This window comes from Streptomyces sp. NPDC096176 (assembly GCF_044763255.1).
Classification (GTDB): Bacteria; Actinomycetota; Actinomycetes; order Streptomycetales; family Streptomycetaceae; genus Streptomyces.
Window position 1 is genome coordinate 339,426 of record NZ_JBIWFV010000006.1, and the last position, 25,757, is coordinate 365,182.

Consider the following 25,757-nt stretch of genomic DNA (forward strand, 5'->3'; position numbering starts at 1 on the left):
CCCCCTGACCGCTTCGCCTCACTGATCGAATGTTTCGCCCGCGGGCCGCTCTCGTCGCCACGAGCGCCGGGCCCGCTCAGCTCCCACAAGGAAGTCTGCTCCATGTCCCTTCAGGAATTCTGGGACTACCTCGTCCTAGGGGTGATGCTCGGCTCGCTGTACGCCGTCATCGCCATCGGCTACACCCTTGTCTACGGTGTGCTGCAGCTGATCAACTTCGCGCACAGCGAGGTGTTCATGCTCGGTGCCTACGGCAGCCTCATCGTCCTTCAGCTGGTCAATCCGGGGGACAATCCGTCCGCTCTGGCCTCCATAGGCTTCGTTGCCCTCGCCATGGCGGGGTCGGCGTTGTTCGGCGGTGTCACGGCGTACGGCCTGGAGAAGGTCGCGTACCGACCATTGCGCAGGCGCGGCGCACCTCGCCTGATCTTCCTGATCACCGCGATCGGCGCCTCGTTCTTCCTGTACAACCTGGCCGGCAAGCTCTTCGGGCGTGACCCGCTCCCGCTGCCGGAGATGTACGACAACCACAACGTGTTCTCGATCTTCGGCGCGGGCGTGAACATCACGCAGCTGCTGCAGTTCGCGACGGCCGTGGTCATGATGATCGGTCTCGACCTGGTCGTGAACCGGACCAAGCTCGGCAAGGGCATCCGCGCGGTCGCGCAGGATGCCGAGGTGGCGGGCCTGATGGGTGTCGACATCGACCGGGTCATCTCCCGCACCTTCATCATCGGCGGCGTCCTGGGCGGTGTGGCGGGCTTCCTGTTCGCCAACCTGAACCAGGTCTCGTACACGATGGGCTTCATCCCCGGCATCACCGCGTTCGCCGCCGCCGTCGTCGGCGGTATCGGCAACATCCGCGGTGCGATGTTCGGCGGCATCCTGATCGGCATCGTGGAGACGATGACGGTGCCGCTGCTCGGTGACGAGTGGCGCAGCGTCTCGGCCATGGTGGTGCTGATCCTGGTGCTGATGTTCCGCCCGATGGGCATCCTCGGTGAGCGAGTGGGGAGGGCGGCATGAGCACGGTCGACACCTCGAAGAATCTGACGCCGTCGGCGGCGGCGAAGCTGCGTCGTACGGCGTGGTACCGGTCGGAGCGTTTCTCGCGGCTGTGGGCGATGATCGCCCTCGGTGTGCTGCTGGCCCTGGTCACGGGCGAGCAGGGCAACACCCGCGACATCTTCTTCTCCATCGAGTCGACGGTCACCGGCCCGAATCTGTGGGTCTGCCTCGCGCTCACGGTGGGTGTGTGGGCGCTGCGGGAGTTCGCGGCCACGCCGATCAAGGGCGCCGTGACGAAGGCCAAGGAGTCGGCGAAGTCGACCACGTCGGGCGGCCCGGTGGGTTCGCTGCGGGCGCGGTTCCAGTCCGACAAGCGGCTGAAGCTGGGCGGCATCGCGGTCCTGCTGATTCTTGTGCTGGTCATTCCGTCGGGTCTTGAGCGGACCTGGCAGACGGTGCTGGTGGACCAGATCGCGATCTTCGCGCTGCTGGCGATCGGCCTCAACGTGGTCATCGGCTGGGCGGGTCTGCTGGACCTCGGCTTCTTCGCCTTCTTCGCCGTGGGTGCGTATTCGACGGCGTACTGGACGGGCCGGCTGCCGATCGAACCGCCGGTGGTGCTCAACAACTTCTGGGTGATTCCCGTCGCTGTTGCCACCTGTCTGATCTTCGGTCTGGTGCTGGGTGCCCCGACGCTGCGGCTTCGCGGTGACTATCTGGCGATCGTGACGCTCGGCTTCCACGAGATCATCTACCTGGTCGCGAAGAACGCGGACGGGCTGACCGGTGGACCGCAGGGCGCCCGTCTGATCCCCGACTTCTCGATCGACTTCGCCGGTCTCGAGTACAAGTGGTCGATCAAGCCGCTGCCTTACTGGTATCTGCTGGTCTTCTTCATCGTCCTGGTGATCATTCTGTTCTCGCGCCTCGAGCACTCGAGGGTCGGGCGTGCGTGGACGGCGATCCGTGAGGACGAGATCGCGGCGGCGGCGAACGGCGTCAACACGGTGCAGTTCAAGCTGATGGCCTTCGCGATCGGCGCCTCGACCTCCGGTGTCGCGGGCGTGATCTTCACCAGTAAGTACGGGTACATCAACCCGGAGGTCTTCCCGCTGCTGCAGTCCATCCTGATCCTGGCCTACGTCATCTTCGGTGGCATGGGCTCGATCCCGGGTGTGCTGATCGGTACGGCGATCCTGGTGTGGCTGCCCGAGGCGCTGAAGGACTGGGTGGACCCGTCCGACCGGTACATGTATCTGGGCGCGCTGCTCGTGATCATGATGATCTACCGGCCGCAGGGCGTCTGGCCGTCCCGCCGAAGGCAGCGTGAGCTGAAGATGGCGGAGGAAGGCATCGGCGACGCGGACGCGATGTCCGAGCCGGCGGGAGGCAAGTTCTGATGAGCACCGACGTGAAGAGCGATGCGACCGCGGGCGCGCAGCCCGCGGCGGCCGGCGCCGACCTGGTGCTGCAGGCCTCCGACGTGACACTGCGGTTCGGCGGGTTGACCTGTCTGGACCATGTGAACGTGAACATGCTCCGGGGCGAGGTCCTGGCGGTGATCGGGCCGAACGGCGCGGGCAAGACCTCGCTGTTCAACTCGCTCACCGGCGCGTACACGCCGCAGGAGGGAAAGATCGTCTTCCGTTCGAAGGACGGCGACGAGAAGTCCCTGCTGGGCAGCAAGCCGCACCTGGTCAACCGGGTGGGTGTGGCGCGTACGTTCCAGAACATCCGGCTGTTCTCGGCGCTGACGGCGCTGGAGAACGTGAAGATCGCGGCGGAGACCCGGCTGAAGGCCGGACCGGTGTCGATCATGCTGGGTCTGCCGAACGCCCGTAAGGCGGAGCGGCTCAGCGACGAACGTGCGCACCGGCTGCTGAAGTTCGTGGGTCTCGAGAACAAGCTGAACGAGATCGCGGGCAGCCTGTCGTACGGTGACCAGCGCAGTCTGGAGATCGCGCGGGCCTTGGCCACCGATCCTCAGGTGCTGCTGCTGGACGAGCCCGCCGCGGGTACGAACCCGACGGAGAAGCTGGAGCTGGAGCAGCTGATCCGCCGTATCAACACCGAGCTGGGCATCAGCGTGCTGCTGATCGAGCACGACATGCGCCTGGTGATGTCGGTGGCGGACCGGGTGATGGTCCTCAACTTCGGCAAGAAGATCGCCGAGGGCACGCCGAGCGAGGTGCAGCAGCACCCGGCGGTGATCGAGGCCTATCTGGGCGCGTCCGCGGAGGACGCGGAGGCGGTTCAGGCCGTCATCGCGGAGCAGCAGGCCGCGGCTGAGGAGGCGGTGGTGCCGGCTCAGGCCGATAGGTCCGCTGTCGCCGAGGCGGCGGACGAGCAGGCGGCCGAGGACGACGCAGAGGACGTGGGGGACGGGCCAGGTTCGGGCGAGCCCGGCTCCGACGGTGCGTCGGACGAGACGTCGGAGGAGGCGTCGGAGGGCGCTTCGGCCGAGGCGGCGTCTGACGACAGTGCGCCGGGCAAGACCGTGTCGGACGAGGAGAGCGGCAAGTGAGCACCACGACTGAGCTGCAGAAGGACGCCGGCACGGCGGGCACTTCGGAAGAGACGCTGCTCGAGCTGAAGAGCATGCGGGTGTTCTACGGCGCCATCGAGGCGATCAAGGGCATCGACCTGACCGTGCGCAAGGGCGAGATCGTGGCCCTGCTGGGCGGCAACGGCGCGGGTAAGACGACCACGCTCCGCACGATCTCCGGCATGCTCCAGCCGCGCCACGGCGAGGTGCTGCTGCGCGGTGAGCGCATCGACGGGATCAAGTCGCACGAGCTCGTGCAGTTCGGCATCGGGCATGTGCCCGAGGGCCGGCGGGTCTTCGCGACCATGACCGTGCGCGAGAACCTGGAGATGGGCGCGTACCGCTTCAGCTCGGTCGACACGGCCGAGATGGACCGGGTGTTCACGCTCTTCCCGCGTCTCGCGGAGCGGCGCTCGCAGCAGGCGGGCACGCTTTCGGGCGGTGAGCAGCAGATGCTGGCGATCGGCCGTGCCCTGATGGGCAAGCCGGAGCTGCTGCTGCTGGACGAGCCGTCGATGGGTCTGGCGCCGCTGATCGTGAAGCAGATCTTCGAGATCATCGAGGAGATCAACAAGCAGGGCACGACGGTGCTGCTGGTCGAGCAGAACGCCACGCAGGCCCTGGGCCTCGCGAACCGTGGCTATGTCCTGGAGACGGGTGAGGTGGCGATGTCGGGTCCGGCTGCGGATCTGCTCGCGGACACCCGGATCCGGGCGGCGTACCTCGGTGAGGGCGCGGCCTGACGGTTCGGTGACCGGCGGCGGGGCCGAGAAGCCTTCGGGCTTCTCGGCCCCGCCCGCGTTGTGGCGGGCCGGTGTCGCTGCGCTCCCGGAAATGCGGCGGACTTCCGGCTCGGGCTGTTGCACACTGCCGGGCATGGACATCACGATCAGGAGGATCGGGCCGGGCGAGTACACCGAGCTCGGTGAGCTGACCGCGCAGGCGTATCTGAGGGGCGGTCTGCTGAAGTTGGGCGAGGACGACCCGTATCTGTCGGTGCTGCGGGATGTCGCGGGGCGGGCTGCGGGGTCCGAGGTGTATGTCGCGGTCGACGGGCCGGGCACGGTGGTGGGCGGGGTGGCGTTCGTGCCGGACGGCGGTCCGTTGGCCGATGTCGCGGGGCCGGGCGAGGCGGAGTTCCGCATGCTCGCGGTGTCCGAGCAGGCGCGTGGCCGCGGGACGGGCGAGGCGCTGGTGCGTACCTGTGTCGAGCGGGCACGGGCCGTCCCGGGTTGCGTGCGGCTGGTGCTGTCGACGCAGTGCAGCATGCACGCCGCCCACCGGCTCTACCGTCGGCTGGGTTTCGTGCGGACGCCGGAGCGGGACTGGGAGCCGGTCCCCGGCCTGGGGCTGCTGACGTACGCGCTGGAGCTCTGAGGCGGCCTCTGGTACGTCTCCCGGCCGGCGGGCGGCTGAGGCGGGGCCCGGGGGAGCTGTCCCGGGCCCTCGGGCTCAGCCCTGGGGGACGTCGCGCAGCAGGCAGGTGAGGCGTGCCGTGCAGACCCGCTTGTCCTGGTCGTCGGTGATCACGATCTCGTACGTGGCGGTGGACCGGCCGCGGTGCACGGGGGTGGCCACGCCGGTCACCTGTCCCGAGCGGACCCCTCGGTGGTGGGTGCAGTTCAGGTCAACGCCGACGGCGATCTTGGTACTGCCGCCGTGCATCATCGCGCCGACGGAGCCGAGCGTCTCGGCGAGCACGGCCGACGCCCCGCCGTGCAGCAGACCGTACGGCTGGGTGTTGCCCTCCACCGGCATCGTGGCGACGACGCGTTCGGCGGATGCCTCGAGGATCTCGACGCCCATGCGCGTCCCGAGGGTCCCCGCGGAGAACAGCGCGGGCAGGTCGATACCGAGGGCGGCGTATTCGTCGATGACTTCTGGCGGGAACTTCACGGTGGTCTGCTCGCCCATGGGGCCGGCTCCGATCGTCGTCAGGTGTTGTCCCGTGTTGCGCCTGAGCGAACGCTTAGGCGGACGGTGATTGTTCCAGACGCACGATGACGGACTTGCTGGCGGGGGTGTTGCTGGTGTCCGCGGTCGACTCCAGGGGGACCAGCACATTGGTCTCCGGGTAGTACGCGGCGGCGCAGCCGCGCGCGGTCGGGTAGTGCACGATGCGGAAGCCGGGCGCGCGCCGCTCGACGCCGTCCTTCCACTCGCTGACCAGGTCGGCGTACGAGCCGTCGGCCAGGCCCAGTTCGCGGGCGTCGTCGGGGTTGACGAGAACGACCCGGCGGCCGCCCTTGATGCCGCGGTAGCGGTCGTCGAGGCCGTAGATCGTGGTGTTGTACTGGTCGTGCGAGCGCACCGTCTGCAGCAGCAGCCGGCCCTCGGGGACCTCGGGGTGCTCGACGGGGGCCGCCGTGAAGTTGGCCTTGCCGGTGGCGGTGGGGAAGCGGCGCTCGTCCCTCGGGGCGTGCGGCAGGGTGAAACCACCGGGGCGGGCGATCTTCGCGTTGAAGTCCTCGAAGCCGGGGATCACGCGCGCGATCCGGTCTCGGATCGTGCCGTAGTCCTTCTCGAACTCCTCCCACGGCGTGAGCGAACCGGGCCCCAGCACGGCGCGCGCCAGCCGGGCCACGATGGCCGGCTCGGACAGCAGGTGAGGACTCGCGGGCGTGAGGTTGCCCCGGGAGGCGTGCACCATGCCCATGGAGTCCTCGACGGACACGACCTGCCGTCCTCCCGCCTGCACGTCCTTGTCGGTACGGCCCAGGGTGGGCAGGATCAGTGCTCGGCGGCCCGTGACGGCATGAGAGCGGTTGAGTTTCGTGGACACGTGCACGGTCAGCCGGGCCCGGCGCATCGCGGCCTCGGTCACCTCGGTGTCCGGGCTTGCGCTGACGAAATTGCCGCCCATGGCGAAGAAGACCTTCGCCTGCCCGTCGCGCAGCGCCTCGATGGACCGCACGACGTCCAGGCCGTGGTGGCGCGGCGGCGCGAAGCCGAACTCCTTCTCCAAGGCGTCCAGGAACGCCGGGGAGGGCCGCTCGAAGATGCCCATGGTGCGGTCGCCCTGGACGTTCGAATGGCCGCGGACGGGGCAGACGCCGGCGCCGGGGCGGCCGATGTTGCCCCGCAGGAGGAGGAAGTTCACCACCTCGCGAATGGTGGCGACGGAGTGCTTGTGCTGGGTGAGGCCCATCGCCCAGCACACGATGGTGCGCTCGGAGGCGAGCACCAGGCGCAGGGCCCGCTCGATCTCGGGGCGCTCCAGCCCGGTCGCCGCGAGGGTGGCGTCCCAGTCGGCGGCCCGGGCCGCCGCGGCGAAGTCCTCGAAGCCGTGCGTGTGGTCACGGACGAACTCCTCGTCGACAGCGCCGTCGGTGTCCAGGATCAGCTTGTTCAGCAGCCGGAACAGGGCCTGGTCGCCACCGATGCGGATCTGGAGGAACAGGTCGTTCAGCGCGGTGCCCTTGACGATGCCGTGGGGCGTCTGCGGGTTCTTGAACCTCTCCATTCCCGCCTCCGGCAGCGGATTCACGGAGATGATCTTCGCCCCGGCGGTCTTGGCCTTCTCGAGGGCGCTGAGCATGCGGGGATGGTTCGTGCCCGGGTTCTGTCCGGCGACGATGATCAGGTCCGCCCGGTGCATGTCCTCCAGCGAGACGCTGCCCTTGCCGATGCCGATGGTCTCCGTGAGCGCCGAGCCGGAGGACTCGTGGCACATGTTGGAGCAGTCCGGGAGGTTGTTGGTGCCGAACTCACGGGCGAACAGCTGGAACAGGAACGCCGCCTCGTTGCTGGTGCGGCCGGAGGTGTAGAACAGCGCCTCGTCGGGGGACTCCAGCGCGCGGAGCTCTTCGGCGATGATCGCGAAAGCCCGTTCCCAGGTCACCGCCTCGTACCGGTCGGCGCCCTCGGGGAGATACATGGGCTGGGTGATCCGGCCTTGCTGGCCGAGCCAGTAGCCGCTGCGGTTCGCGAGATCGGCCAGCGGATGCGCGGCGAAGAAGTCGGGCGTCACCCGGCGCAGCGTCGCCTCCTCGGCGACGGCTTTCGCCCCGTTCTCGCAGAACTCGGCGACATGACGTTTGTCGCCCTCCGGCCAGGCGCAGCCAGGACAGTCGAAGCCGGCCTTCTGGTTGACCTTCAGCAGGGTGCGGGCGGTGCGGCCCACTCCCATCTGCTGCTGTGCGACGCGCAGCGTGTGACCGATCGCGGGCAGGCCCGCCGCCGCGTGCTGCGGGGCCTCGACCTGCGGTGCGTCCTGGACCGGATCACCTGCGGGCGGCTTGCTGGCCATCGCGCTCTCCCTTGAGCCGTGCCTGTGCGATACATCTTTCGTTACGTATCCGATCCTGTCACGCCCCTCCGGCAGCCGTCTCCGCCAGGTCGGGCCGGTCGGGAATGTCAGTGGCACGTGGCAGGATCGGGGTCGTGGCTGAGACAGCATCGAAGAAGACGGCAGACAACCGACCGCGCCTGCTCCTCATGGACGGGCACTCCCTCGCGTACCGGGCGTTCTTCGCGCTGCCCGCGGAGAATTTCACCAGCGCGAGCGGCCAGACGACAAACGCCGTCTACGGCTTCGCGTCGATGCTGGCGAACACGCTGCGCGACGAGGCGCCCACGCATTTCGCCGTGGCCTTCGACGTGTCCCGCAAGACATGGCGCTCGGCCGACTTCCCCGAGTACAAGGCGAACCGCTCCACGACCCCTGACGAGTTCAAGGGCCAGGTCGAGTTGATCGGCGAGCTGCTCGACACGATGAACGCGGTGCGCTTCGCGGTCGACGGCTTCGAGGCCGACGACATCATCGCCACGCTCGCCACACAGGCCGAGGCCGCCGGCTTCGAGGTGCTGATCGTGACCGGTGACCGTGACTCGTTCCAGCTGGTCAGCGAGCACACCACGGTGCTCTACCCGACCAAGGGCGTCTCCGAGCTCACCCGCTTCACCCCGGCCAAGGTCGAGGAGAAGTACGGCCTCACCCCGCAGCAGTACCCGGACTTCGCCGCCCTGCGCGGCGACCCGTCCGACAATCTCCCCGGCATCCCCGGCGTCGGCGAGAAGACGGCGACGAAGTGGATCAACCAGTTCGGTTCGTTCGCCGAGCTCGTCGAGCGCGCCGACGAGGTCAAGGGCAAGGTCGGCCAGGCCCTCCGCGACCACCTCGAGGCGGTCAAGCTCAACCGACACCTGACCGAGCTGGTGCGCGACGTGGAGCTGCCCAGGGCCGTCGCCGACCTCGCGCGCGCGCCCTACGACAGGACTGCCCTCAAGGGGTTCCTGGAGGTTCTGGAGATCCGCAACCCGAGCCTGCGGGAGCGCCTGCTCGCCGTCGACCCGGGCGCGGCCGAGGAAGAGGCCCCCGCCCCGGAGGCCGGTGTCGAGCTCGACGGCACCGTCATCGGCGCCGGCGAGCTCGCGGACTGGCTGGACCGGCACGGCAGGCAGCCGCTCGGTGTGGCCACCGTCTCGGCCTGGGCGCTGGGCGTCGGCAACGTCAGCGAGATCGCGCTGGCGGCTGCTGGGGGTACCTCCGATGCCGAAGGCAATGGGGGCGGCAAGGCGGCCTGGTTCGACACGACACAGCTCGACGAGTCCGACGAGCGTGCCTTCGCCGCATGGATCTCCGACCCGACCCGGCCGAAGATCATGCACAACGCGAAGGACGCGCTGCGGGTGTTCCCCGAGCACGGCTGGAGCATCGCCGGCGTCACCATGGACACCGCGCTCGCCGCGTATCTCGTCAAGCCCGGCCGGCGGTCCTTCGCGCTGGACGCCCTGTCCGTCGAATACCTCCACCGGGAGCTGGCGCCCGCCGCCGCCGACGGGCAGCTCGCCTTCGGCGCCGACGAGCAGGCCGAGGCCGACGCCCTCATGGCACAGGCCCGGGCGGTCCTCGATCTGGGCGAGGCTTTCGGCGAGAGGCTGCGGGAGGTCGGCGCGGCAGAGCTGCTGCACGACGTGGAACTGCCCACATCCTTGCTGCTGGCCCGGATGGAGCGCAGCGGCATTGCGGCCGACCGCGTTCATCTCGAGGCGATGGAGCAGCAGTTCGCCGCGGCCGTGCAGCAGGCGGTCAAGGAGGCGCACGCCGCGGTGGGCCACGAGTTCAACCTCGGCTCGCCCAAGCAGCTCCAGGAGGTCTTCTTCGGAGAGCTCAACCTCCCCAAGACGAAGAAGACCAAGACGGGTTACACCACGGACGCGGACGCGCTCGCATGGCTGGCGGCGCAGACCGACCACGAGCTGCCGGTCATCATGCTGCGCCACCGCGAGCAGGCCCGGCTGCGCTCCACGGTCGAGGGCCTGACCAAGACGATCGCCGCAGACGGCCGCATCCACACCACGTTCAGCCAGACTGTCGCGGCGACGGGCCGGCTGTCGTCCACCGACCCCAATCTGCAGAACGTGCCGGTGAGGACCGACGAGGGCCGCGCGATCCGCCGCGGGTTCGTCGTCGGCGAGGGCTTCGAGTCGCTGATGACCGCGGACTACAGCCAGATCGAATTGCGCGTGATGGCGCACCTCTCGGAGGACGAGGGCCTCATCCAGGCGTTCACCTCCGGCGAGGACCTGCACACCACCGTGGCCTCCCAGGTGTTCTCCGTCGAGCGGTCCGCCGTCGACGCGGAGATGCGCCGGAAGATCAAGGCGATGTCGTACGGGCTGGCCTACGGGCTGTCGGCCTTCGGCCTCTCCCAGCAGCTGAACATCGAGCCCGCGGAGGCGCGGGTCCTGATGGACACGTACTTCGAGCGGTTCGGCGGGGTACGGGACTACCTGCGGCGCGTCGTCGACGAGGCGCGGGCCACCGGCTACACGGCGACCATGCTGGGTCGCCGGCGATACCTCCCCGACCTCAACAGCGACAACCGTCAGCGCCGTGAGGCGGCAGAGCGGATGGCGCTCAACGCGCCGATCCAGGGCACGGCGGCGGACATCGTGAAGGTCGCCATGCTGAACGTGGACCGCGCGCTGACGGAGGCGAAGCTGTCGTCCCGGCTGCTGCTCCAGGTCCACGACGAAATCGTGCTCGAGGTCTCGCCGGGCGAGCGCGAGCAGGTTGAGGCGCTGGTGCGCCACGAGATGTCGTCGGCGGTGTCGCTGCGGGCGCCGCTGGACGTGTCGGTGGGCGTGGGACCCGACTGGGAGTCGGCAGCGCACTGACCTGAGGTCGGGGGCGGCGTCACTGCGGCCGGGGCGGCCCCCTACGGGGCCCGCCCTGTCCTTGGGCCGTCCGGTCGTGGTGCGTTGCCGGAGGCGGCCCCTGCGGGGCCGTACGGTCGGGGCGGCGCGGCCGGGAGGCGGTCTGGAGGTGGGGCTCCGCCCCGCTCAACAGGCCGCCGGATTGCGGGCGTTGCCGCCGCTCGGGCACGGCGCCCGACGTGCCGGGCCGGCTCAGGACACTCCGGCGCGGTCCCCGTCGGCCTGGTTCGGGGCGAGCGCATCAGGCGGCCGACGGTCCCGCCAACGGAGTTGTACCGCTGCCGAGTACAGCACCAGGCCGGCCGCCAGGCCCGCCCCCGCGCCGAAGCAGGCCGTCGGGACGATGTCGAGGGGTGTCTCGATCCGGCCCCAGTACTGATACCAGCGCACACAGCGATGCACGACCCCGGCCAGGACACACAGGGCGAGCAGCCCGGCCGCCGACAGGCGGGCAGCGCGGCCGAGCTGCGGGACGGGCGGCAGGTGCGACGCCGGCATCCGTCGCAGCGCGGAGGAGACGAACCACACCAGCGCGACCAGCGCCACCGCCGAACTGCCGTACTGCGTGTACGTGTAGAGCGGGAAGCCCGCCACGACCTCACCGAGGACCGGCACCATCCGCACACCCCACCGGTCGAAGTGGGTGAAGGCGTCCCACACGACGTGCGTACTCGCCCCGATCACCGCCGAGACGTAGAACCACAGTGCTGTGGCCAGCGGCGGACGCCCGCGCAACGGACGCCCCCGCAGCAGAGCGTGCACCCGCCCCTGCCACGCCGTCGGCAGCAGCGCCACCAGCGGGTCACGCATCATCAGCCAGAGCACCACGAGCGCCGCGGTGATGGCGACGTCGACCGTCAGCACCCCGAGCGGCCCGTGTGTCACGCTCCCGAACCGCATCGCCGCGGGCAGGACGCTCGCCGCGAAGTACGTCGTGTCCGGCGCGAACGAGCCGAGGACGAGCGCCGAGGCGCACAGCGGGCCGCGGGCGCTGCCGTTCCTGCGGATGCCCGGAAGCACCGCCGCGGCGTGGCTGAGTGTGAACGGCATGGCGTCGCCCCCTGGGACCTTCGTCGAGCAGTCGGGCCCAGTATGCGTGATGCCGTGGACGCCGATCGGTACGGCAAGGAGGTGGCGAAGTGGTGAATAAGGGTCAGGGGCCGGTGCCCGGATGTCGCCAGGTGCACTAGGGTCACTTGAGTCCGCGCTGGGGAGCGCGAACGGCAGCCCATGGGGAGGGAACAGACGTATGGCAGCGCAATTCGGCCGCCGACTGCGCAGGGGAGCGACAACGACCGCGGTGGCTGCCGCCGCCGTGGCCGCACTCTCCGCATCGCAGGCCCCCGGTATCACGCCGGCCCCTTCGGGCGCCGGCCAGGAGTCCACGGAGGCCACCCCGCCGCCCGGCACTCCGGTCACCGGCAACTCCCCTTATTACACGGACCTCCCCCCGCTGAACACGCCTGACAAACCGGGCGCATCGATCGATCTGCCGGTCACCGGTCCGGGTGAGGCCGGTATACCCGCGACCGTTCTCGCCGCCTACAAGCAGGCCGAGCAGACCATCGCGGCGTCCGACCCGGCCTGCCGTCTGCCGTGGCAACTGCTCGCCGCGATCGGCAAGGTGGAGTCGGGCCAGGCCCGCGGCGGCCGCGTCGACGCCAACGGCACGACACACTCCCCGATCCTCGGCCCGGTCCTCAACGGCGTCGGCTTCGCGAACATTTCGGACAGCGACAACGGCGCCTACGACGGCGACACGGTGCACGACCGGGCCGTCGGACCGATGCAGTTCATCCCGCAGACCTGGGCGACCTGGGGCCAGGACGCCAACGCCGACGGCCGCAAGGACCCCAACAACATCTACGACGCGGCGCTCGCCGCAGGGCGCTACCTCTGCGCCGGCGGCCGGGACCTCGGCAACAAGGACGACCTCGACAGGGCGATCCTCGGCTACAACCACTCGCGGGAGTACCTGCGTACGGTGCTGTCCTGGTTCGAGTACTACAAGCGCGGGACGCACCAGGTCCCCGACGGCACGGGTGTGCTGCCGGTGGGCGACGGCCCCGGCTCCTCGAACCCGCCGACGACCCCGAGCCCCGACCCCGCCCCGTCGCGGCCGTCCACCCCGGGACCGAAGCCGACTCCGCCGCCCGCGACGCCGGACCCGACGCCACCGCCGACCACCCCGCCTCCGACGACGCCCCCTCCGACGACGCCCCCTCCGACGACTCCGCCGGCCCCCGCGCCGGTGACGCGCATCGAGAACGCCGGCACCGGCCCGCTGACGTCCGTCGCCGGCGGCGAGTTCAGGGAGCGGCCCACGGTACGGGCCGAGAACGCCAAGGGTCTGCCCGTCCAGAAGGTGGCCGTCCGGTTCATGGTCGTCGGCGACACCGACGCCCGCTTCTCCGGCGGCCGCACGACCGTCGTGCTGGCGACCGGAGCCGACGGCACGGTCAGCGCCCCGGCACTGCTCGCGGGTGAGAAGACCGGCAAGTTCACCGTGCGCGCCACGGTCGTCGAGCGCTCCCTGCCCGGCGTCGAGTTCGAGGCCACCGTCACCGAACGGCAGGCGGACAGCATCGTCCGGACGGACGACAAGGCGCTGACGGCCGGCACCGGCGGCGAGTTCGCGGACGCCATCCGGATCAAGGCCGCCTGCGACGGCGCCGCCGCCTCGGGTGTCGCGGTCACCGCCACCATGATCGTCTCCAAGGAGGACGCGGCCGAGAACGGCAAGGGCCCGTTCTTCAAGGACGCCGACGGCAAAGTCCTGCGCACCCTGACCGGGCTCAAGACCGGCGCCGACGGCGTCCTCGAGCTCCCGAAGGTCTTCGCGGACGACACCGTGGGCACGTTCCTGCTGCGCCTGACCGCCCCCGGCGGCGGCAGCCTGGACATCGAGCTGAAGGTGACGGCACCGGCAACGGGCACGACCCCCGCGCCCTCGCCCTCGCCGTCACCGTCACCGTCGCCCTCCGCCTGACCCGCTCGCACCGCGCACCGCCCCTCTCCCGTCGCACAGGGAGAGGGGCGGTGCGCGTGTTCTCTTCTTCCTGCCGCGTTGCTACGGTGCCCCAGACCTGACGCTGCATCAGTTCTTTGTCCCGGGAGGCCGAGCATGCGCGCCCTCGTCGCCGCCGCCGTCGGACTGGCGGCCGCCCTCGCCCTCGTCCTGACCGTCACGTCGATCGAGGCACCGACCGGCGAGACCTCGCCCGAGCCGCTGCTCACCACCGTCCCCGGACCCAAGAAGTAGGAGGGCGGACCGTGCACCGCAGAGCAGGTCTCGTACTCGTCGCCCTCGCCGTCTTCTTCGCCGCACTGGCGCCGCTGCTGCGCTGGTACGCCTTTCCCCGGCTCGCCAAGATCCCGGCAGGCCAGTACCAGGAGATGGTCCTCGAGGCGAAGCCCGCGACACTCCTCGACTACGGCACCCTCAAGGCCGAGGAGGTCGAGAAGGTCACCATCGTGCAGACCCTCAAGGGCAACGTGGAGGAGTCCGAGAGGATCGAACGCACCGCGGGCCGCGACGTCGTCGTCTGGGACTCCCTCTCCTACGTCCAGGGGCCGGACGGAAAGATGGTGTCCCAGATCCCCGAGCGCTACATCTTCGACGCGCACACCCAGGAACCCGTGCACGCCACCGGCGAGTCCGTCGACGGCGACCCGGTGCGGCGCGAGGGCATCGAGTTCAAGTGGCCGTTCCTCACCGAGAAACGGGACTACGTGTACTTCGATGCCCAGGCCCGCAGGTCCGCCCCGATCCACTACAAGGGCACCCGGCAGTTCCGCGGCCTGGAGGTCTACTACTTCGAACAGACCATCCCCTGGACCAAGGTCCCCTACCCGAAGAAGATGCCGATCCCCGGCATCGACGCGACCACCCTGGAGAAGCAGACCGGCACCACCCGCTGGTACACCACCAAGCGGATGTTCTGGGTGGACCCGGTCACCGGAGCTCCCGTCAACGGCGAGGAGATCCACACCGAGGAACTGCGTGGCGGATCCCTGCTGGGCGGCCGCGACAAGGTCACCGCGTTCGCGGGCCATGTGAAGATGCGCCCGGACTACGTCGACTCCACCGTCGAACTGGTCACCTCCCAGCGCCGGCTGGTGCTGCTGATGACCTCGTATCTGCCCTGGGGGCTGACAGCCCTCGGCGCCGGCCTGTTCGCTCTTGCCCTGTGGCTGGAGGCCCGCGCCCGCCGCCCGGAAACGGCGGCCGGCGAACCGGCCCCCGAGCCCCTCACGGTCTGAGGCGCGCCTTCGTGTGCCGGGTGGGCTCCGCCGACGAAGGATCCTCCGGCCACGGGTGCTTCGGGTAACGGCCGCGCAGCTCCGCCCGTACGGCCCGGTAGCCGTCCCGCCAGAAGGACGCCAGGTCCGCGGTGACCGCCGCGGGCCGTCCGGCGGGGGACAGGAGATGTACCAGCACCGGCACCCCCGCGACCCGCGGCGTCTCACGCAGCCCGAACAGCTCCTGCAGTTTCACCGCGAGCACCGGCTGTTCGCCGCCGTACTCGACCCGCACACGGGACCCGCTGGGCACCTCGATCCGCTCCGGCGCCAGTTCGTCCAGCCGCGACGCGTCGCCGGTCGCCCACGGCAGCAGCCGCTGCAGCGCCTGACCCACTTGGATCCGGCCGAGGTCGGCGCGCCGCCGGGCCCGGGACAGCTCCGGCTCGAGCCACCGGTCGGCGGCCTCGAGCAACTCCGTGTCCGAGACGCCCGGCCACGGCGGGCCCACCACCCGGTGCAGGAACGAAAGCCGGTCGCGCAGCCCCCGCGCCTCGCGCGTCCAGTGCAGCAGCCCGAGCCCCTCGCGCCGCATGCCCTCCAGCAGCGCCTGCCGCACGAGCGAGGGGGCGGGGTCGCCCAGTGGCCGCACGGACAGTTCCACGGCCCCCAGCCGTTCCACGCGCCGGGCGACGACGTCGCCGTCCTCCCAGTGGACCTCCTCGCCGGACGTCAGAAGATGCGCGGCGGCGTCACGGGCGGCGTCCTCGTCGATGACGGCGGCGAGCCGCACGCGTGCGGACGCGGCGGTCGCGGGGCGGTCGGCCACGGCGACCGCCAGCCAGGGCGCATCGCGCAGCGCCGAACCGGTGCCCAGCCCGCCTCCGGTCCCCGAGGCCATCAGGTACTCCCCGTCCCCGCGTCGCCGCGCCACCCGCTCGGGGAACGCCAGAGCGGTGACGAGCCCGGCGAGGGCGTCGTCCCCGAACGCCCCCTGACCGTGTCCGGTCTCACCGAGGGACGACTCCAGCCGGCGCGCCTCCGCCCGCCAGCGCGCCCCGTACGCGTCACCACCGCGCCGCGCCGCCCGCCAGGCGCCGGCAAGGTCGTCCCCGTACTCCCGCGGCGGCTCGTCGCCCAGCAGCGCGACCACCTCGGCCGCGCGCCGCGCCCCCACCCGGCGGGCACCGTCGAGCAGCGCGCGGGCCAGCCGTGGATGCAGACCCAGCCGTGACATACGCACGCCCCGGTCCGTCGCCCTGCCCGACTCGTCGACCGCGCCGATCGCGCCCAGCACCGAGCGGGCCGCGGCCATCGCGCCCGCCGGGGGTGCGTCCAGCAGGGCGAGGCCGCTCGCCTCCGGGTCGCCCCAACAGGCGGCGTGCAGAGCGAACGACGTCAGGTCTGCGACCTTGATCTCGGGGAAGGGGAACCGCGCCAGCCGGGTGTCCTCGGCCTCCGTCCAGCAGCGGTACACCGTGCCCGGCCCCTCACGCCCGGCCCGCCCCGCCCGCTGCCTGCCCGCGGCCTGCGACGCCCGTACGGTCGTCAGCGCGCTCAGGCCGCGCGCATGGTCGGTACGCGGCTCGCGCGCCAGCCCCGAGTCGACGACGATCCGCACCCCCGGCACGGTCAGCGACGACTCGGCGACGGACGTCGCGAGAATCACCCGGCGGGCGGCGCCGCCCGCGAGCACAGCGTCCTGGACCGCCGCGGGCGCCCGGCCGTGCACCTGGAGCACCTCCGCTGCCACCCCCGCGAGCTGCCCGGCCACCCGGCCGATCTCGCCCACACCCGGCAGGAAGCACAGCACGTCGCCGGTCCGCTCGGCGAGCGCCCGCCGCACCACCGAGGCCACATGCGTCAGCAGCACCGGATCGACCCGCATCCCGTGCGGAGGCCGCACGGGACGCGCGGGAGGAGCCCAGACCACCTCGACGGGGTGCGTGATGCCCTCGGCCCGCACCACCGGCGCGTGGCCGAGCAGCCGGGACCATCCCTCGGCGTCCGTGGTCGCCGACGCCGCCACCAGCCGCAGCTCGGGCCGCAGCGTGGCCCGTACGTCCAGCAGGAACGCGGCGACCGTGTCGGCGTCCAGGTGCCGCTCGTGGCACTCGTCGAGCACCACCACGTCGACGCCCGCCAGTTCCTGGTCGCGTTGCAGCCGCTGCAGCAGCACGCCCGTCGTGACGACCTCGACGACCGTTTCACGGCTCACCACGCGCTCACCGCGCACGGTGAAGCCGACCGTCCGTCCGACCTTCTCACCGAGCAGCCACGCCATCCGGCGCGCCGCCGCCCGCGCCGCGATCCGCCGCGGCTCCGCGACCACGACCCGTGCGCCGCCCTCCGCGAGCACCAGCGGCACCAGCGTCGTCTTGCCGGTGCCCGGCGGTGCGCACAGCACGGCACTCCCGCCCCCGTCGAGGGCCTCCTGCAGCGCCGGCAGGGCGGCCCGTACGGGAAGGTCCAGGGCCTCGTCGCGTATCACGCCCGTGTCACGCCCGTTCGCAGACGAAGATCGCCGTTCCCGGGATCAGATTCCCGCGCAGCGGGGACCAGCCGCCCCACTCCTGGCTGTTCCACGAGGGCCACTCGGGCTCGACCAGGTCGACCAGCCGGAAGCCGCCGGCGACCACGTCGCGTACGCGGTCGCCGAGCGTCCGGTGATGCTCCACGTACACCGCGCGGCCCTGGTCGTCCTGTTCGACGTAAGGGGTGCGGTCGAAGTAGGAGGCGGCCACCGACAGGCCCTCGGGCCCCGGCTCGTCGGGGAAGGCCCAGCGGATCGGGTGCGTGACGGAGAAGATCCACCGCCCGCCGGGCCGCAGCACCCGCCGTACCTCGCGGAACACCCTCACCGGGTCGGCGACGAACGGCACCGCGCCGTAGGCGGAGCAGGCGAGGTCGAAGGAGGCGTCCCTGAACGGCAGCACTCCCGCGTCCGCCTCCACCAGCGGCACGTCGGCCCCGATGCGCAGCGCGTGCTGGAGCTGGCGGTGGGAGAGGTCCAGTGCCACAGGCCTGGCGCCCTGCGCGGCGAGCCAGCGGGAGCACTGGGCGGCGCCGGCCCCGATCTCCAGGACGTCCATTCCCTTCAGCGAGGCGGCGGGTCCCAGCAGCGCGGCGTCGGCCTCGTCGAGTCCTTCGGGCCCCCATATGAACCGGTCGTCGCCGAGGAAGGCGCCGTGCTCGCCCTGGTACGCGTCGGCGTTCCCGTCCCACCAGCCCCGGCTGGCCCGGCTGCTCTCCGCGTCCCCTGCACTACGTCGGGTCGCTTCCGGTTCGAAATCTTGGCTCATCGTCACCGTCGTTGTAGTTTGCGTCCAGCGCGCCGACGCCGGGCCTCGAAAAGAAGCCATCGTGGCCTCGGCGAACAAGAGTTGTGCCGGAAATGTGCTCTTCCACCCCGGGTGTGCGCCTTCGCGCATTGACCGTGTCCGGCTGCCCCCGTATGCTACAAGTTGCGCTGCGAGCCTGCGCGCCTCAGACAGAGCAGGCCGCGCTCGCATCTGTATGTATCCCTCGGTTCACGAGGCGTCTCCAGGATCTTCGGATCTCTTGTTCGGCGCTTCCTAGGCTGTCCGGCTTCTGCAGCTGCGATACGGGCTCTCGGCGTAGCAGTACCTACGACTCAATGTCCGTACCGGAGCCCTTTCCCACATGACGAGCAGCACCGAGACCACCGCCACCACCCCGCAGGTTGCGGTCAACGACATCGGTAACGAGGAAGCCTTCCTCGCCGCGATCGACGAGACGATCAAGTACTTCAACGACGGCGACATCGTCGACGGCGTCATCGTGAAGGTCGACCGGGACGAGGTCCTGCTCGACATCGGTTACAAGACCGAAGGTGTCATCCCGAGCCGCGAGCTCTCGATCAAGCACGACGTCGACCCGAACGAGGTCGTCAAGGTCGGCGACGAGATCGAGGCCCTTGTTCTCCAGAAGGAGGACAAGGAAGGCCGCCTGATCCTCTCGAAGAAGCGCGCCCAGTACGAGCGTGCCTGGGGCACCATCGAGAAGATCAAGGAAGAGGACGGCATCGTCACCGGTACCGTCATCGAGGTCGTCAAGGGTGGTCTCATCCTCGACATCGGCCTCCGTGGCTTCCTGCCGGCTTCCCTCGTTGAGATGCGTCGCGTCCGCGACCTCCAGCCCTACGTGGGCAAGGAGCTCGAGGCGAAGATCATCGAGCTGGACAAGAACCGCAACAACGTGGTCCTGTCCCGCCGCGCCTGGCTGGAGCAGACCCAGTCCGAGGTCCGCCAGACGTTCCTCACCACCCTGCAGAAGGGTCAGGTCCGCTCCGGCGTCGTCTCCTCGATCGTCAACTTCGGTGCGTTCGTGGACCTGGGCGGCGTCGACGGTCTCGTCCACGTCTCCGAGCTGTCCTGGAAGCACATCGACCACCCCTCCGAGGTTGTCGAGGTCGGCCAGGAAGTCACCGTCGAGGTTCTCGACGTCGACATGGACCGCGAGCGTGTCTCCCTGTCGCTGAAGGCGACGCAGGAGGACCCGTGGCAGCAGTTCGCCCGGACCCACCAGATCGGTCAGGTCGTCCCGGGTAAGGTCACCAAGCTCGTTCCGTTCGGTGCGTTCGTCCGCGTCGACGAGGGCATCGAGGGCCTGGTCCACATCTCCGAGCTGGCCGAGCGCCACGTGGAGATCCCGGAGCAGGTCGTCCAGGTCAACGACGAGATCTTCGTCAAGGTCATCGACATCGACCTCGAGCGCCGTCGCATCAGCCTCTCGCTGAAGCAGGCCAACGAGTCCTTCGGTGCCGACCCGGCCTCGGTCGAGTTCGACCCGACCCTGTACGGCATGGCCGCGTCCTACGACGACCAGGGCAACTACATCTACCCCGAGGGCTTCGACCCGGAGACCAACGACTGGCTGCCGGGCTTCGAGACCCAGCGCGAGGCGTGGGAGACGCAGTACGCCGAGGCGCAGCAGCGCTTCGAGCAGCACCAGGCCCAGGTCATCAAGTCCCGCGAGGCCGACGAGGCTGCCGCCGCCGAGGGTGGCGCCGCCGCTCCGGCCGGTGCCCCGGCGGGTGCGACCGGCGGTTCCTACTCCTCGGAGTCGGACGACAACTCCGGCGCCCTGGCGTCGGACGAGGCGCTTGCCGCCCTGCGCGAGAAGCTTGCCGGCGGCCAGAGCTGAGGCTCGTGCCCGTAGGCAGCTGACCAGCTGAAGTGAGGCCCGCTCCCCAATGGGGGGCGGGCCTCACCGCTGTTTCGGGGAGCCGCTCTTCCGGAGGCTGCGCGTCGTCCAGGCGCTACGGGGTGACGGCGATGTTGGTCAGCCCTTTGCCGCCGGTGACGGTGTTGCTCGCGTACACGGTCGTCCGGCAGCCGGAGCTGTTGTTGGTGACGTTGATGGCCAGCTGCTTGGAGCCGGTGGCGCCGCGCAGGTCGGAGTCATTGCCGCGGAAGACCGTCCCGCAGCCCCAGCCGCTCTGCTGGGTGTGTGTCTCGTAGCCGTTGTTGCTGGTGTTCCTGCCGGTGTTGTTCTCGACCAGGACGTCGTTGCCCTTCACGTCGACCCAGGAGTCGTCGTAGTTCGCGCCGGTCAGGCCGCGGCCGTCGAAGGTGTTGCCGACGATCCTCGCGCCGGTCGTGCCCTCCTTGATGTCGATCGCCTCGCCGCCGACGTCCGGGCCGATGGTGTTGTTCAGGATCTGGGCGTTGTCGCTCCTGTCCGAGGTGCCGCCCGCCGAACCGACGTAGACGCCCTCGCCCATGCCGCGGCCGTCGTTGCCGGTGTCGTATATCCGGGAGTTCTTGATGACGCCGTTGCGGCTGGACTTGCGGAAGTGGACGCCCTCCATGTCGAGGCCGTGGACGGTGACCGAGTCGATGACGACCCCGTCGGCGGCGTCCGTCATGATCCCCTTCTGGCCGCCGGTGACGGTGATGCCCTGGACGGTCCAGTACGAGGCGCCGTCGAGGTGCAGCCCGTAGCCGCCGCCGGTCTTGAGCACGGCTCGAGAGGATCCTGTCAGCGTGATCCGGGAGCCCGCCGTGCCGTCCACGGTGGTCTTGAAGTTCCCGCTGTAGGTGCCGTCGGCGAGCTGGATCGTGTCACCGGGCCGGGCGGCGGTGAGCGCCGCCTTCAGCTCCGTGGCCGTGTCCACGTCGATGACCGATGCGGCGTCGGCCGGTGTCGCCGTCAGAGAGAGCCCGCCGACCGTCAGAGCGGAGGCGAGCAGGGAGGGGAGCAGTGTTCGGGTGCGCATGGGGGGTGCCTTCCCGTCGGTCCCAGAAGGGGATCGTTCTCCTACATGAACATGGGGCGTAGCTCTGAACATGTGCGTTGCCCCGAGACGGTAGGGACGGGCCACAGGGGTGTCAAGGTCCGGACCAGAACCCCGGTCCTCTGGAGGGCGGCCCGAACTGCCCGGCAGCAGCGGCCCGTTCGCAGGGAACACGCGCGAAGGAACGGGTGAGCCACGGGAATGGACATGCGTCACCGCGCGTTCTTGTCTTCGAACACGAGGAGGAGCGGTAATCGTGCTGGATCCGCAGGGTTTGTACGAGTGGGAGCCGAAGGGTCTCGCGGTCGTCGACATGGCGCTCGCGCAGGAGTCCGCCGGCCTGGTCATGCTGTACCACTTCGACGGCTATATCGACGCGGGTGAGGCCGGCGAGCAGATCGTCGACAACCTGCTGGAGACGCTTCCCCATCAGGTGGTGGCGCGATTCGACCACGACAGGCTCGTGGACTACCGCGCCCGCCGCCCGCTGCTGACTTTCCGGCGCGACCGCTGGGCCGGCTACGACACCCCGTCGCTGGAGGTCAGGCTCGTCCAGGACACCACCGGCGCGCCGTTCCTGCTGCTCAGCGGCCCCGAGCCGGACGTCGAGTGGGAGCGTTTCGCAGCCGCCGTGCGACAGATCGTCGAGCGGCTCCAGGTGCGCCTCGCGGTCAACTTCCACGGCATACCCATGGGCGTTCCGCACACCCGCCCCGTCGGCCTCACCCCGCACGGCAACCGCACGGACCTCATGCCCGGCCACCGCAGCCCCTTCGACGAGGCCCAGGTGCCGGGCAGCGCAGAGGCGCTCGTCGAGTACCGCCTGATGCAGGCCGGACACGACGTGCTCGGCGTGGCCGCCCACGTACCGCACTACGTGGCCCGCTCCTCCTACCCGGATGCGGCCCTGACCGCCCTGGAGGCCATCACGGCCGCCACGGGCCTGGTGCTGCCGGCGGTGGCGCACTCGCTGCGGACGGAGGCGCACCGCACCCAGACCGAGATCGAGCGGCAGATCGGCGAGGGCGACGAGGAGCTGGTGTCCCTGGTGCAGGGCCTTGAGCACCAGTACGACGCCATGGCCGGCGCCGAGACCCGCGGCAGTCTCGTGGCCGAAACGGTCGAGCTGCCGTCGGCGGACGAGATCGGGCTGGAATTCGAACGCTTCCTCGCGGAGCGCGAGGGTGAGTCGTAAGGGCCTGCCTCGAGGGCCTGGGGATTCTCGGTACGGATCGGACCGGGCCGGGAGGGACTCCGGCGCTCGCGTAGGCTGCGGGCCATGCTGACAGTTGGTCTGACCGGCGGCATCGGCGCCGGCAAGAGCGAGGTGTCCCGGCTGCTGGTGTCGTACGGGGCGGTGCTCATCGACGCCGACCGGATCGCCCGTGAGGTCGTCGAGCCCGGAACCCCCGGGCTCGCGGCGGTCGTCGACGCCTTCGGTCCCGAGATCCTCCGTGCCGACGGCACCTTGGACCGGCCCGGGCTCGGCGCCATCGTGTTCGCCGACGCCGAGCGGCTCGCGACCCTGAACGCGATCGTGCACCCCCTGGTCGGTGCGCGCTCGAGGGAGCTGGAGGGAGCGGCCGGTCCCGACGACGTGGTTGTCCACGACGTACCGCTGCTCACGGAGAACAAGCTCGAGTCCCTCTACGACGTGGTCGTCGTGGTCGACGCGTCACCGCAGACCCGGCTCGACCGGCTCGTACGGCTGCGCGGCATGTCGGAGCAGGAGGCGCGCTCCCGGATGGCGGCGCAGGCCACCCGGGAACAACGGCGAGCCATCGCCGATCTTGTCATCGACAACGACGGGACCCTGGAGAAGTTGGAGCCCCAGGTCCGTGAGGTGTGGGACGAGCTGACCCGGCGCGCGGCGGCCCACGGTTCCTGAGGGCGGCCTCGGGCAAGCACGCGCGGGCAAAACCGCCCGGCGCCGGACCGGAATAGCTCTGCCCCGAGCCGTGTTGGAACCGGGCAGCGACGGGAAGGATTCCAGCGTGTCCCACAGCAACCCGGAAACGCATGTCATCGACTATCGCGCGGCCGAGCAGTTGCTGGCGTCGCGGGATCCACGCGGAGCCGTCAAGCTCCTCGACTCCGTAATCGCAGCGCACCCGGAGAACACCGCGGCCCGGCTGCTGCGTGCCCGCGCCTTCTTCGCCGCAGCCCAACTGAGGCCCGCCGAGCTCGAGTTCGAGCTCGTGCTGGAGCGTGAGCCGGACAACGCCTTCGCCCACTTCGCCCTCGCGCGCACCTTCGAGCGCGCCGGCAGGCCGGAGCAGGCCAAGCGCCACTTCCGTCTCGCGGCGGCGCTGGACCCGAACCCCGCATACCTGAAGGCCGCCGACTTCGACACGCAGTGACACCGAGCTGCACGGAGCGCGGTCCCAGTGTTGTCAGGCCGACTGCCGGGGCGGTCAGCCGTGGTCCGCCCGATGGCCGGGGCGGTCAGCCGTGGTCGGGCTCGTACGGAGGGACGTCCCGGCCCGGCTGGTAGTGCGGCCCCTGACGGATATGGCGCATGACAAGCACCAGGTCCACGGCGACGACGAGGAACAGCACGCCGCACGCGGCGGCCCAGCCCGGGCGCTCGACGAGCGCGAAGGCGATCGTGCCGCCTACCGTCCAGAGCAGCCCCCACACACCCAGCCACATGCGCATCCGCAGGGGACTGCGTGCGGTGATCGGTTCACTCCCAGTACGCATGGCATCACGTCTCCTCCTCCAGCATGCACCCGCAGCGTTTCTCGAAGAATCGGGAACGGGCGATGAGTTCTCGCCCGCAGGGCGGTCTGACTGGATGAAAGCGCTACGGAAGACGAAGCGCCGACACACACTCCGTACTCTCGTCCCAAGGAGACAGCCATGTCCCCCACCACTCTCGCCGCCGCTTCTGCTTCAGCGAGTGCCGCGATTCCGAACCCTCGCACGCATCTCGCCGTACGCACGCTGCAGATCGTTCTCGCACTGTTCTTCGCGATCGCGAGCGCTGCCCCGAAGCTCGTCGGACACTCGTCCGCGGCGGAGGGCTTCGACAGAATCGGCTACGGCGACTGGTACATGTACCTGGTGGGCGGCCTGGAGCTGGCCGGCGCCATCGCCCTGGTGATCCCGATGCTCTCCGGCGTCGCCGCGCTCGCCCTGATGGGACTGATGGTCGGTGCCTTCGTCACGCAGCTGACCGCGTTCGACGGCCGGAACGCGCTCACCCCCGTCATCTTCTTCGCGGTGCTCGCGGTTGTCGCGGTCGTCCGTCGCCGACACAACGCCGAGCTGGTCGCCCGGCTGCGCCGTCGCGCCTGATCGGTGTAGCCGCTTGGGGCACAACGGTCATACCGTGGTATCGATGTCCGCCCCGGATGGTGAGGGGGTGTCCTGATGGTCGAGGAACTGGTAATGGCCGGCGTGGCGGTGGCGACCGGCGGCGTGGCGTACATGATGGCCGCCGCGAAAGTCGTCAGGCAGTACGAGCGGGGAGTGGTCCTCCGGCTCGGGCGGCTGCGCGAGGAGGTGCGGCGGCCGGGATTCACGATGATCGTTCCAGGCGTCGACCGGATGCGCAAAGTGAACATGCAGATCGTGACCATGCCCGTACCGGCCCAGGAAGGCATCACCCGCGACAACGTCACGGTGCGCGTCGACGCCGTCGTGTACTTCCGGGTGATCGACGCGGCCAACGCGGTCATCGAGGTGGAGGACTACCGCTTCGCTGTTGCTCAGATGGCACAGACCTCACTGCGTTCCATCATCGGCAAGAGCGACCTGGACGACCTGCTCTCCAACCGCGAGAAGCTCAACCAGGGCCTGGAGCTGATGATCGACAGCCCGGCGGTCGGCTGGGGTGTACAGATCGACCGGGTCGAGATCAAGGACGTGTCGCTGCCGGAGGCCATGAAGCGCTCCATGGCACGCCAGGCGGAGGCGGACCGAGAGCGCAGGGCGCGGGTCATCAACGCGGACGCCGAACTTCAGGCGTCGAGGAAGCTCGCCCAGGCGGCCGGTGAAATGTCCCGGCAGCCAGCGGCGCTGCAACTGCGCCTGCTGCAGACGGTGGTGGCGGTCGCAGCGGAGAAGAACTCGACACTGGTGCTGCCGTTCCCGGTAGAACTGCTGCGCTTCCTGGAGCGAGCGGCGCAGCAGGCGTCGCCGGAGGCGGGGACGAAGGCGGTCGCGCCTGTGGCGGCGGAGGCGGTCGCGCCTGCTGGGGGACCGCGGAGAGAGGAGCGGGCCGGTCTGGCTGCGGGAGCGGAGGGGGTTGTGCCTGGTGCGGAGTCGGAGGCCGGGGCGCCTGCCGCGGGGGCGGATGCCGAGGAGCGAGCCGGCCTCGCTATGGGAGCGGAGGCGGTCGCGCATGGTGCGGAGTCGGAGGCCGGGGCGCCTGCCGCGGGGGCGGATGCCGAGGAGCGGGCCGACCTCGCTGCGGGGGCGAGCGCGCGCGGTTGACCGCGGTGGGGGCGGCGGGCGGGTGGCCGCTGCGCGGGGCCGTTACCCGATCCCGCCCCTTCCCGCTGTACCGACGTGCGTCTCCGCCGCGTCGCGGGCCGG

General features: G+C 70.3%; 22 protein-coding genes. 15 read left to right on the forward strand and 7 right to left on the reverse strand.

Translation table 11 applies throughout. From position 1 onward, the window contains the following. Nucleotides 1-102: 102 nt before the first annotated feature. From ACIQ7Q_RS19180 to ACIQ7Q_RS19200, 5 genes are all read left to right on the forward strand, one after another. Nucleotides 103-1,026, forward strand: a complete 924-nt coding sequence (locus ACIQ7Q_RS19180; RefSeq protein WP_356634236.1) for a branched-chain amino acid ABC transporter permease — start codon at nt 103-105, stop codon at nt 1,024-1,026. After that, entirely contained in the window at nt 1,023-2,408 is a 1,386-nt protein-coding gene (locus ACIQ7Q_RS19185) for a branched-chain amino acid ABC transporter permease (protein ID WP_403863002.1), read from the forward strand. The genes ACIQ7Q_RS19180 and ACIQ7Q_RS19185 overlap by 4 nt, the downstream gene beginning before the upstream one ends. Beyond that, a complete protein-coding gene (locus tag ACIQ7Q_RS19190; protein ID WP_403863005.1) occupies nt 2,408-3,532 on the forward strand; it encodes an ABC transporter ATP-binding protein in 1,125 nt (374 codons plus the stop codon). The genes ACIQ7Q_RS19185 and ACIQ7Q_RS19190 overlap by 1 nt, the downstream gene beginning before the upstream one ends. A gap of 74 nt (nt 3,533-3,606) precedes the next feature. Then, complete coding sequence (locus ACIQ7Q_RS19195) at nt 3,607-4,296, forward strand: ABC transporter ATP-binding protein (RefSeq protein ID WP_403863592.1); 690 nt, start codon at nt 3,607-3,609, stop codon at nt 4,294-4,296. Nucleotides 4,297-4,429: 133 nt separating this feature from the next. Beyond that, complete coding sequence (locus tag ACIQ7Q_RS19200) at nt 4,430-4,930, forward strand: GNAT family N-acetyltransferase (RefSeq protein ID WP_403863008.1); 501 nt, start codon at nt 4,430-4,432, stop codon at nt 4,928-4,930. Between the two features lie 75 nt (nt 4,931-5,005). On the opposite strand, the gene ACIQ7Q_RS19205 is transcribed toward ACIQ7Q_RS19200, so the two are convergent. Both ACIQ7Q_RS19205 and ACIQ7Q_RS19210 read right to left on the reverse strand, forming a co-directional pair. Beyond that, complete coding sequence (locus ACIQ7Q_RS19205) at nt 5,006-5,467, reverse strand: PaaI family thioesterase (RefSeq protein ID WP_403863011.1); 462 nt, start codon at nt 5,465-5,467, stop codon at nt 5,006-5,008. Nucleotides 5,468-5,522: 55 nt separating this feature from the next. Beyond that, nucleotides 5,523-7,802 carry an FdhF/YdeP family oxidoreductase gene (locus tag ACIQ7Q_RS19210; protein ID WP_403863014.1) on the reverse strand — a complete coding sequence of 760 codons (2,280 nt, stop codon included), beginning with the start codon at nt 7,800-7,802 and terminating at the stop codon, nt 5,523-5,525. Between the two features lie 188 nt (nt 7,803-7,990). Between ACIQ7Q_RS19210 and polA the strand changes: the two genes are divergently transcribed. Beyond that, nucleotides 7,991-10,675, forward strand: a complete 2,685-nt coding sequence (gene polA, locus ACIQ7Q_RS19215) for a DNA polymerase I (RefSeq protein ID WP_403863595.1) — start codon at nt 7,991-7,993, stop codon at nt 10,673-10,675. A 231-nt stretch (nt 10,676-10,906) separates the two neighbouring features. Here the strand turns inward: polA and ACIQ7Q_RS19220 are convergent, their stop codons facing one another. Then, nucleotides 10,907-11,764 (reverse strand): DUF4184 family protein, encoded by an 858-nt coding sequence (locus tag ACIQ7Q_RS19220; RefSeq protein ID WP_403863017.1) that lies wholly within the window; start codon nt 11,762-11,764, stop codon nt 10,907-10,909. A gap of 199 nt (nt 11,765-11,963) precedes the next feature. Here ACIQ7Q_RS19220 and ACIQ7Q_RS19225 point away from each other — a divergent pair, with 199 nt between their 5' ends. The 3 genes from ACIQ7Q_RS19225 to ACIQ7Q_RS19235 all read left to right on the forward strand — a co-directional run bounded on the left by ACIQ7Q_RS19225 (nt 11,964) and on the right by ACIQ7Q_RS19235 (nt 14,977). Further along, nucleotides 11,964-13,703, forward strand: a complete 1,740-nt coding sequence (locus ACIQ7Q_RS19225; RefSeq protein ID WP_403863020.1) for a lytic transglycosylase domain-containing protein — start codon at nt 11,964-11,966, stop codon at nt 13,701-13,703. A gap of 135 nt (nt 13,704-13,838) precedes the next feature. Further along, the gene (locus tag ACIQ7Q_RS19230) at nt 13,839-13,976 is read left to right on the forward strand and encodes an SPW_0924 family protein (RefSeq protein ID WP_403863023.1); all 138 of its coding nucleotides are present in this window, start codon (nt 13,839-13,841) and stop codon (nt 13,974-13,976) included. A gap of 11 nt (nt 13,977-13,987) precedes the next feature. Next, nucleotides 13,988-14,977, forward strand: a complete 990-nt coding sequence (locus ACIQ7Q_RS19235) for a DUF3068 domain-containing protein (protein ID WP_403863025.1) — start codon at nt 13,988-13,990, stop codon at nt 14,975-14,977. Here ACIQ7Q_RS19235 and hrpB read toward each other — a convergent pair. Beyond that, nucleotides 14,967-17,447 (reverse strand): ATP-dependent helicase HrpB, encoded by a 2,481-nt coding sequence (gene hrpB / locus ACIQ7Q_RS19240; RefSeq protein ID WP_403863028.1) that lies wholly within the window; start codon nt 17,445-17,447, stop codon nt 14,967-14,969. The genes ACIQ7Q_RS19235 and hrpB overlap by 11 nt on opposite strands. 7 nt (nt 17,448-17,454) lie before the next feature. Next, the gene (locus ACIQ7Q_RS19245) at nt 17,455-18,258 is read right to left on the reverse strand and encodes a class I SAM-dependent methyltransferase (protein ID WP_403863031.1); all 804 of its coding nucleotides are present in this window, start codon (nt 18,256-18,258) and stop codon (nt 17,455-17,457) included. 361 nt (nt 18,259-18,619) lie between these two features. Here ACIQ7Q_RS19245 and rpsA point away from each other — a divergent pair, with 361 nt between their 5' ends. Beyond that, a complete protein-coding gene (rpsA, locus tag ACIQ7Q_RS19250; RefSeq protein ID WP_189884308.1) occupies nt 18,620-20,122 on the forward strand; it encodes a 30S ribosomal protein S1 in 1,503 nt (500 codons plus the stop codon). Nucleotides 20,123-20,237: 115 nt separating this feature from the next. Here the strand turns inward: rpsA and ACIQ7Q_RS19255 are convergent, their stop codons facing one another. Beyond that, a complete protein-coding gene (locus tag ACIQ7Q_RS19255; protein ID WP_403863036.1) occupies nt 20,238-21,197 on the reverse strand; it encodes a right-handed parallel beta-helix repeat-containing protein in 960 nt (319 codons plus the stop codon). Nucleotides 21,198-21,471: 274 nt separating this feature from the next. On the opposite strand from ACIQ7Q_RS19255, the gene ACIQ7Q_RS19260 reads away from it, so the two are divergent. The 3 genes from ACIQ7Q_RS19260 to ACIQ7Q_RS19270 all read left to right on the forward strand — a co-directional run bounded on the left by ACIQ7Q_RS19260 (nt 21,472) and on the right by ACIQ7Q_RS19270 (nt 23,575). Further along, nucleotides 21,472-22,410, forward strand: coding sequence for a PAC2 family protein (locus ACIQ7Q_RS19260; RefSeq protein ID WP_403863039.1), 939 nt, complete (start codon nt 21,472-21,474; stop codon nt 22,408-22,410). A gap of 84 nt (nt 22,411-22,494) precedes the next feature. After that, nucleotides 22,495-23,103: a dephospho-CoA kinase gene (gene coaE, locus ACIQ7Q_RS19265; RefSeq protein WP_403863042.1), complete on the forward strand. Its 609-nt coding sequence runs from the start codon at nt 22,495-22,497 to the stop codon at nt 23,101-23,103. A gap of 106 nt (nt 23,104-23,209) precedes the next feature. After that, complete coding sequence (locus ACIQ7Q_RS19270) at nt 23,210-23,575, forward strand: tetratricopeptide repeat protein (RefSeq protein WP_403863045.1); 366 nt, start codon at nt 23,210-23,212, stop codon at nt 23,573-23,575. A gap of 85 nt (nt 23,576-23,660) precedes the next feature. Here the strand turns inward: ACIQ7Q_RS19270 and ACIQ7Q_RS19275 are convergent, their stop codons facing one another. After that, nucleotides 23,661-23,918: a DUF6343 family protein gene (locus tag ACIQ7Q_RS19275; RefSeq protein ID WP_403863048.1), complete on the reverse strand. Its 258-nt coding sequence runs from the start codon at nt 23,916-23,918 to the stop codon at nt 23,661-23,663. 159 nt (nt 23,919-24,077) lie between these two features. Between ACIQ7Q_RS19275 and ACIQ7Q_RS19280 the strand changes: the two genes are divergently transcribed. Then, nucleotides 24,078-24,515: a DoxX family protein gene (locus ACIQ7Q_RS19280; RefSeq protein WP_403863051.1), complete on the forward strand. Its 438-nt coding sequence runs from the start codon at nt 24,078-24,080 to the stop codon at nt 24,513-24,515. A gap of 75 nt (nt 24,516-24,590) precedes the next feature. After that, nucleotides 24,591-25,655 (forward strand): slipin family protein, encoded by a 1,065-nt coding sequence (locus ACIQ7Q_RS19285; RefSeq protein WP_403863054.1) that lies wholly within the window; start codon nt 24,591-24,593, stop codon nt 25,653-25,655. The last annotated feature ends 102 nt before the right edge of the window (nt 25,656-25,757 follow it).

Bases quoted from the DNA above. Each gene is read 5' to 3' on its own strand.
- ACIQ7Q_RS19180 (WP_356634236.1), top strand. From the start codon at position 103: ATGTCCCTTCAGGAATTCTGGGACTACCTCGTCCTAGGGGTGATGCTC.
- ACIQ7Q_RS19185 (WP_403863002.1), top strand. From the start codon at position 1,023: ATGAGCACGGTCGACACCTCGAAGAATCTGACGCCGTCGGCGGCGGCG.
- ACIQ7Q_RS19190 (WP_403863005.1), top strand. From the start codon at position 2,408: ATGAGCACCGACGTGAAGAGCGATGCGACCGCGGGCGCGCAGCCCGCG.
- ACIQ7Q_RS19195 (WP_403863592.1), top strand. From the start codon at position 3,607: ATGCGGGTGTTCTACGGCGCCATCGAGGCGATCAAGGGCATCGACCTG.
- ACIQ7Q_RS19200 (WP_403863008.1), top strand. From the start codon at position 4,430: ATGGACATCACGATCAGGAGGATCGGGCCGGGCGAGTACACCGAGCTC.
- ACIQ7Q_RS19205 (WP_403863011.1), bottom strand. From the start codon at position 5,467: ATGGGCGAGCAGACCACCGTGAAGTTCCCGCCAGAAGTCATCGACGAA.
- ACIQ7Q_RS19210 (WP_403863014.1), bottom strand. From the start codon at position 7,802: ATGGCCAGCAAGCCGCCCGCAGGTGATCCGGTCCAGGACGCACCGCAG.
- polA (WP_403863595.1), top strand. From the start codon at position 7,991: ATGGACGGGCACTCCCTCGCGTACCGGGCGTTCTTCGCGCTGCCCGCG.
- ACIQ7Q_RS19220 (WP_403863017.1), bottom strand. From the start codon at position 11,764: ATGCCGTTCACACTCAGCCACGCCGCGGCGGTGCTTCCGGGCATCCGC.
- ACIQ7Q_RS19225 (WP_403863020.1), top strand. From the start codon at position 11,964: ATGGCAGCGCAATTCGGCCGCCGACTGCGCAGGGGAGCGACAACGACC.
- ACIQ7Q_RS19230 (WP_403863023.1), top strand. From the start codon at position 13,839: ATGCGCGCCCTCGTCGCCGCCGCCGTCGGACTGGCGGCCGCCCTCGCC.
- ACIQ7Q_RS19245 (WP_403863031.1), bottom strand. From the start codon at position 18,258: ATGAGCCAAGATTTCGAACCGGAAGCGACCCGACGTAGTGCAGGGGAC.
- rpsA (WP_189884308.1), top strand. From the start codon at position 18,620: ATGACGAGCAGCACCGAGACCACCGCCACCACCCCGCAGGTTGCGGTC.
- ACIQ7Q_RS19255 (WP_403863036.1), bottom strand. From the start codon at position 21,197: ATGCGCACCCGAACACTGCTCCCCTCCCTGCTCGCCTCCGCTCTGACG.
- coaE (WP_403863042.1), top strand. From the start codon at position 22,495: ATGCTGACAGTTGGTCTGACCGGCGGCATCGGCGCCGGCAAGAGCGAG.
- ACIQ7Q_RS19275 (WP_403863048.1), bottom strand. From the start codon at position 23,918: ATGCGTACTGGGAGTGAACCGATCACCGCACGCAGTCCCCTGCGGATG.
- ACIQ7Q_RS19280 (WP_403863051.1), top strand. From the start codon at position 24,078: ATGTCCCCCACCACTCTCGCCGCCGCTTCTGCTTCAGCGAGTGCCGCG.
- ACIQ7Q_RS19285 (WP_403863054.1), top strand. From the start codon at position 24,591: ATGGTCGAGGAACTGGTAATGGCCGGCGTGGCGGTGGCGACCGGCGGC.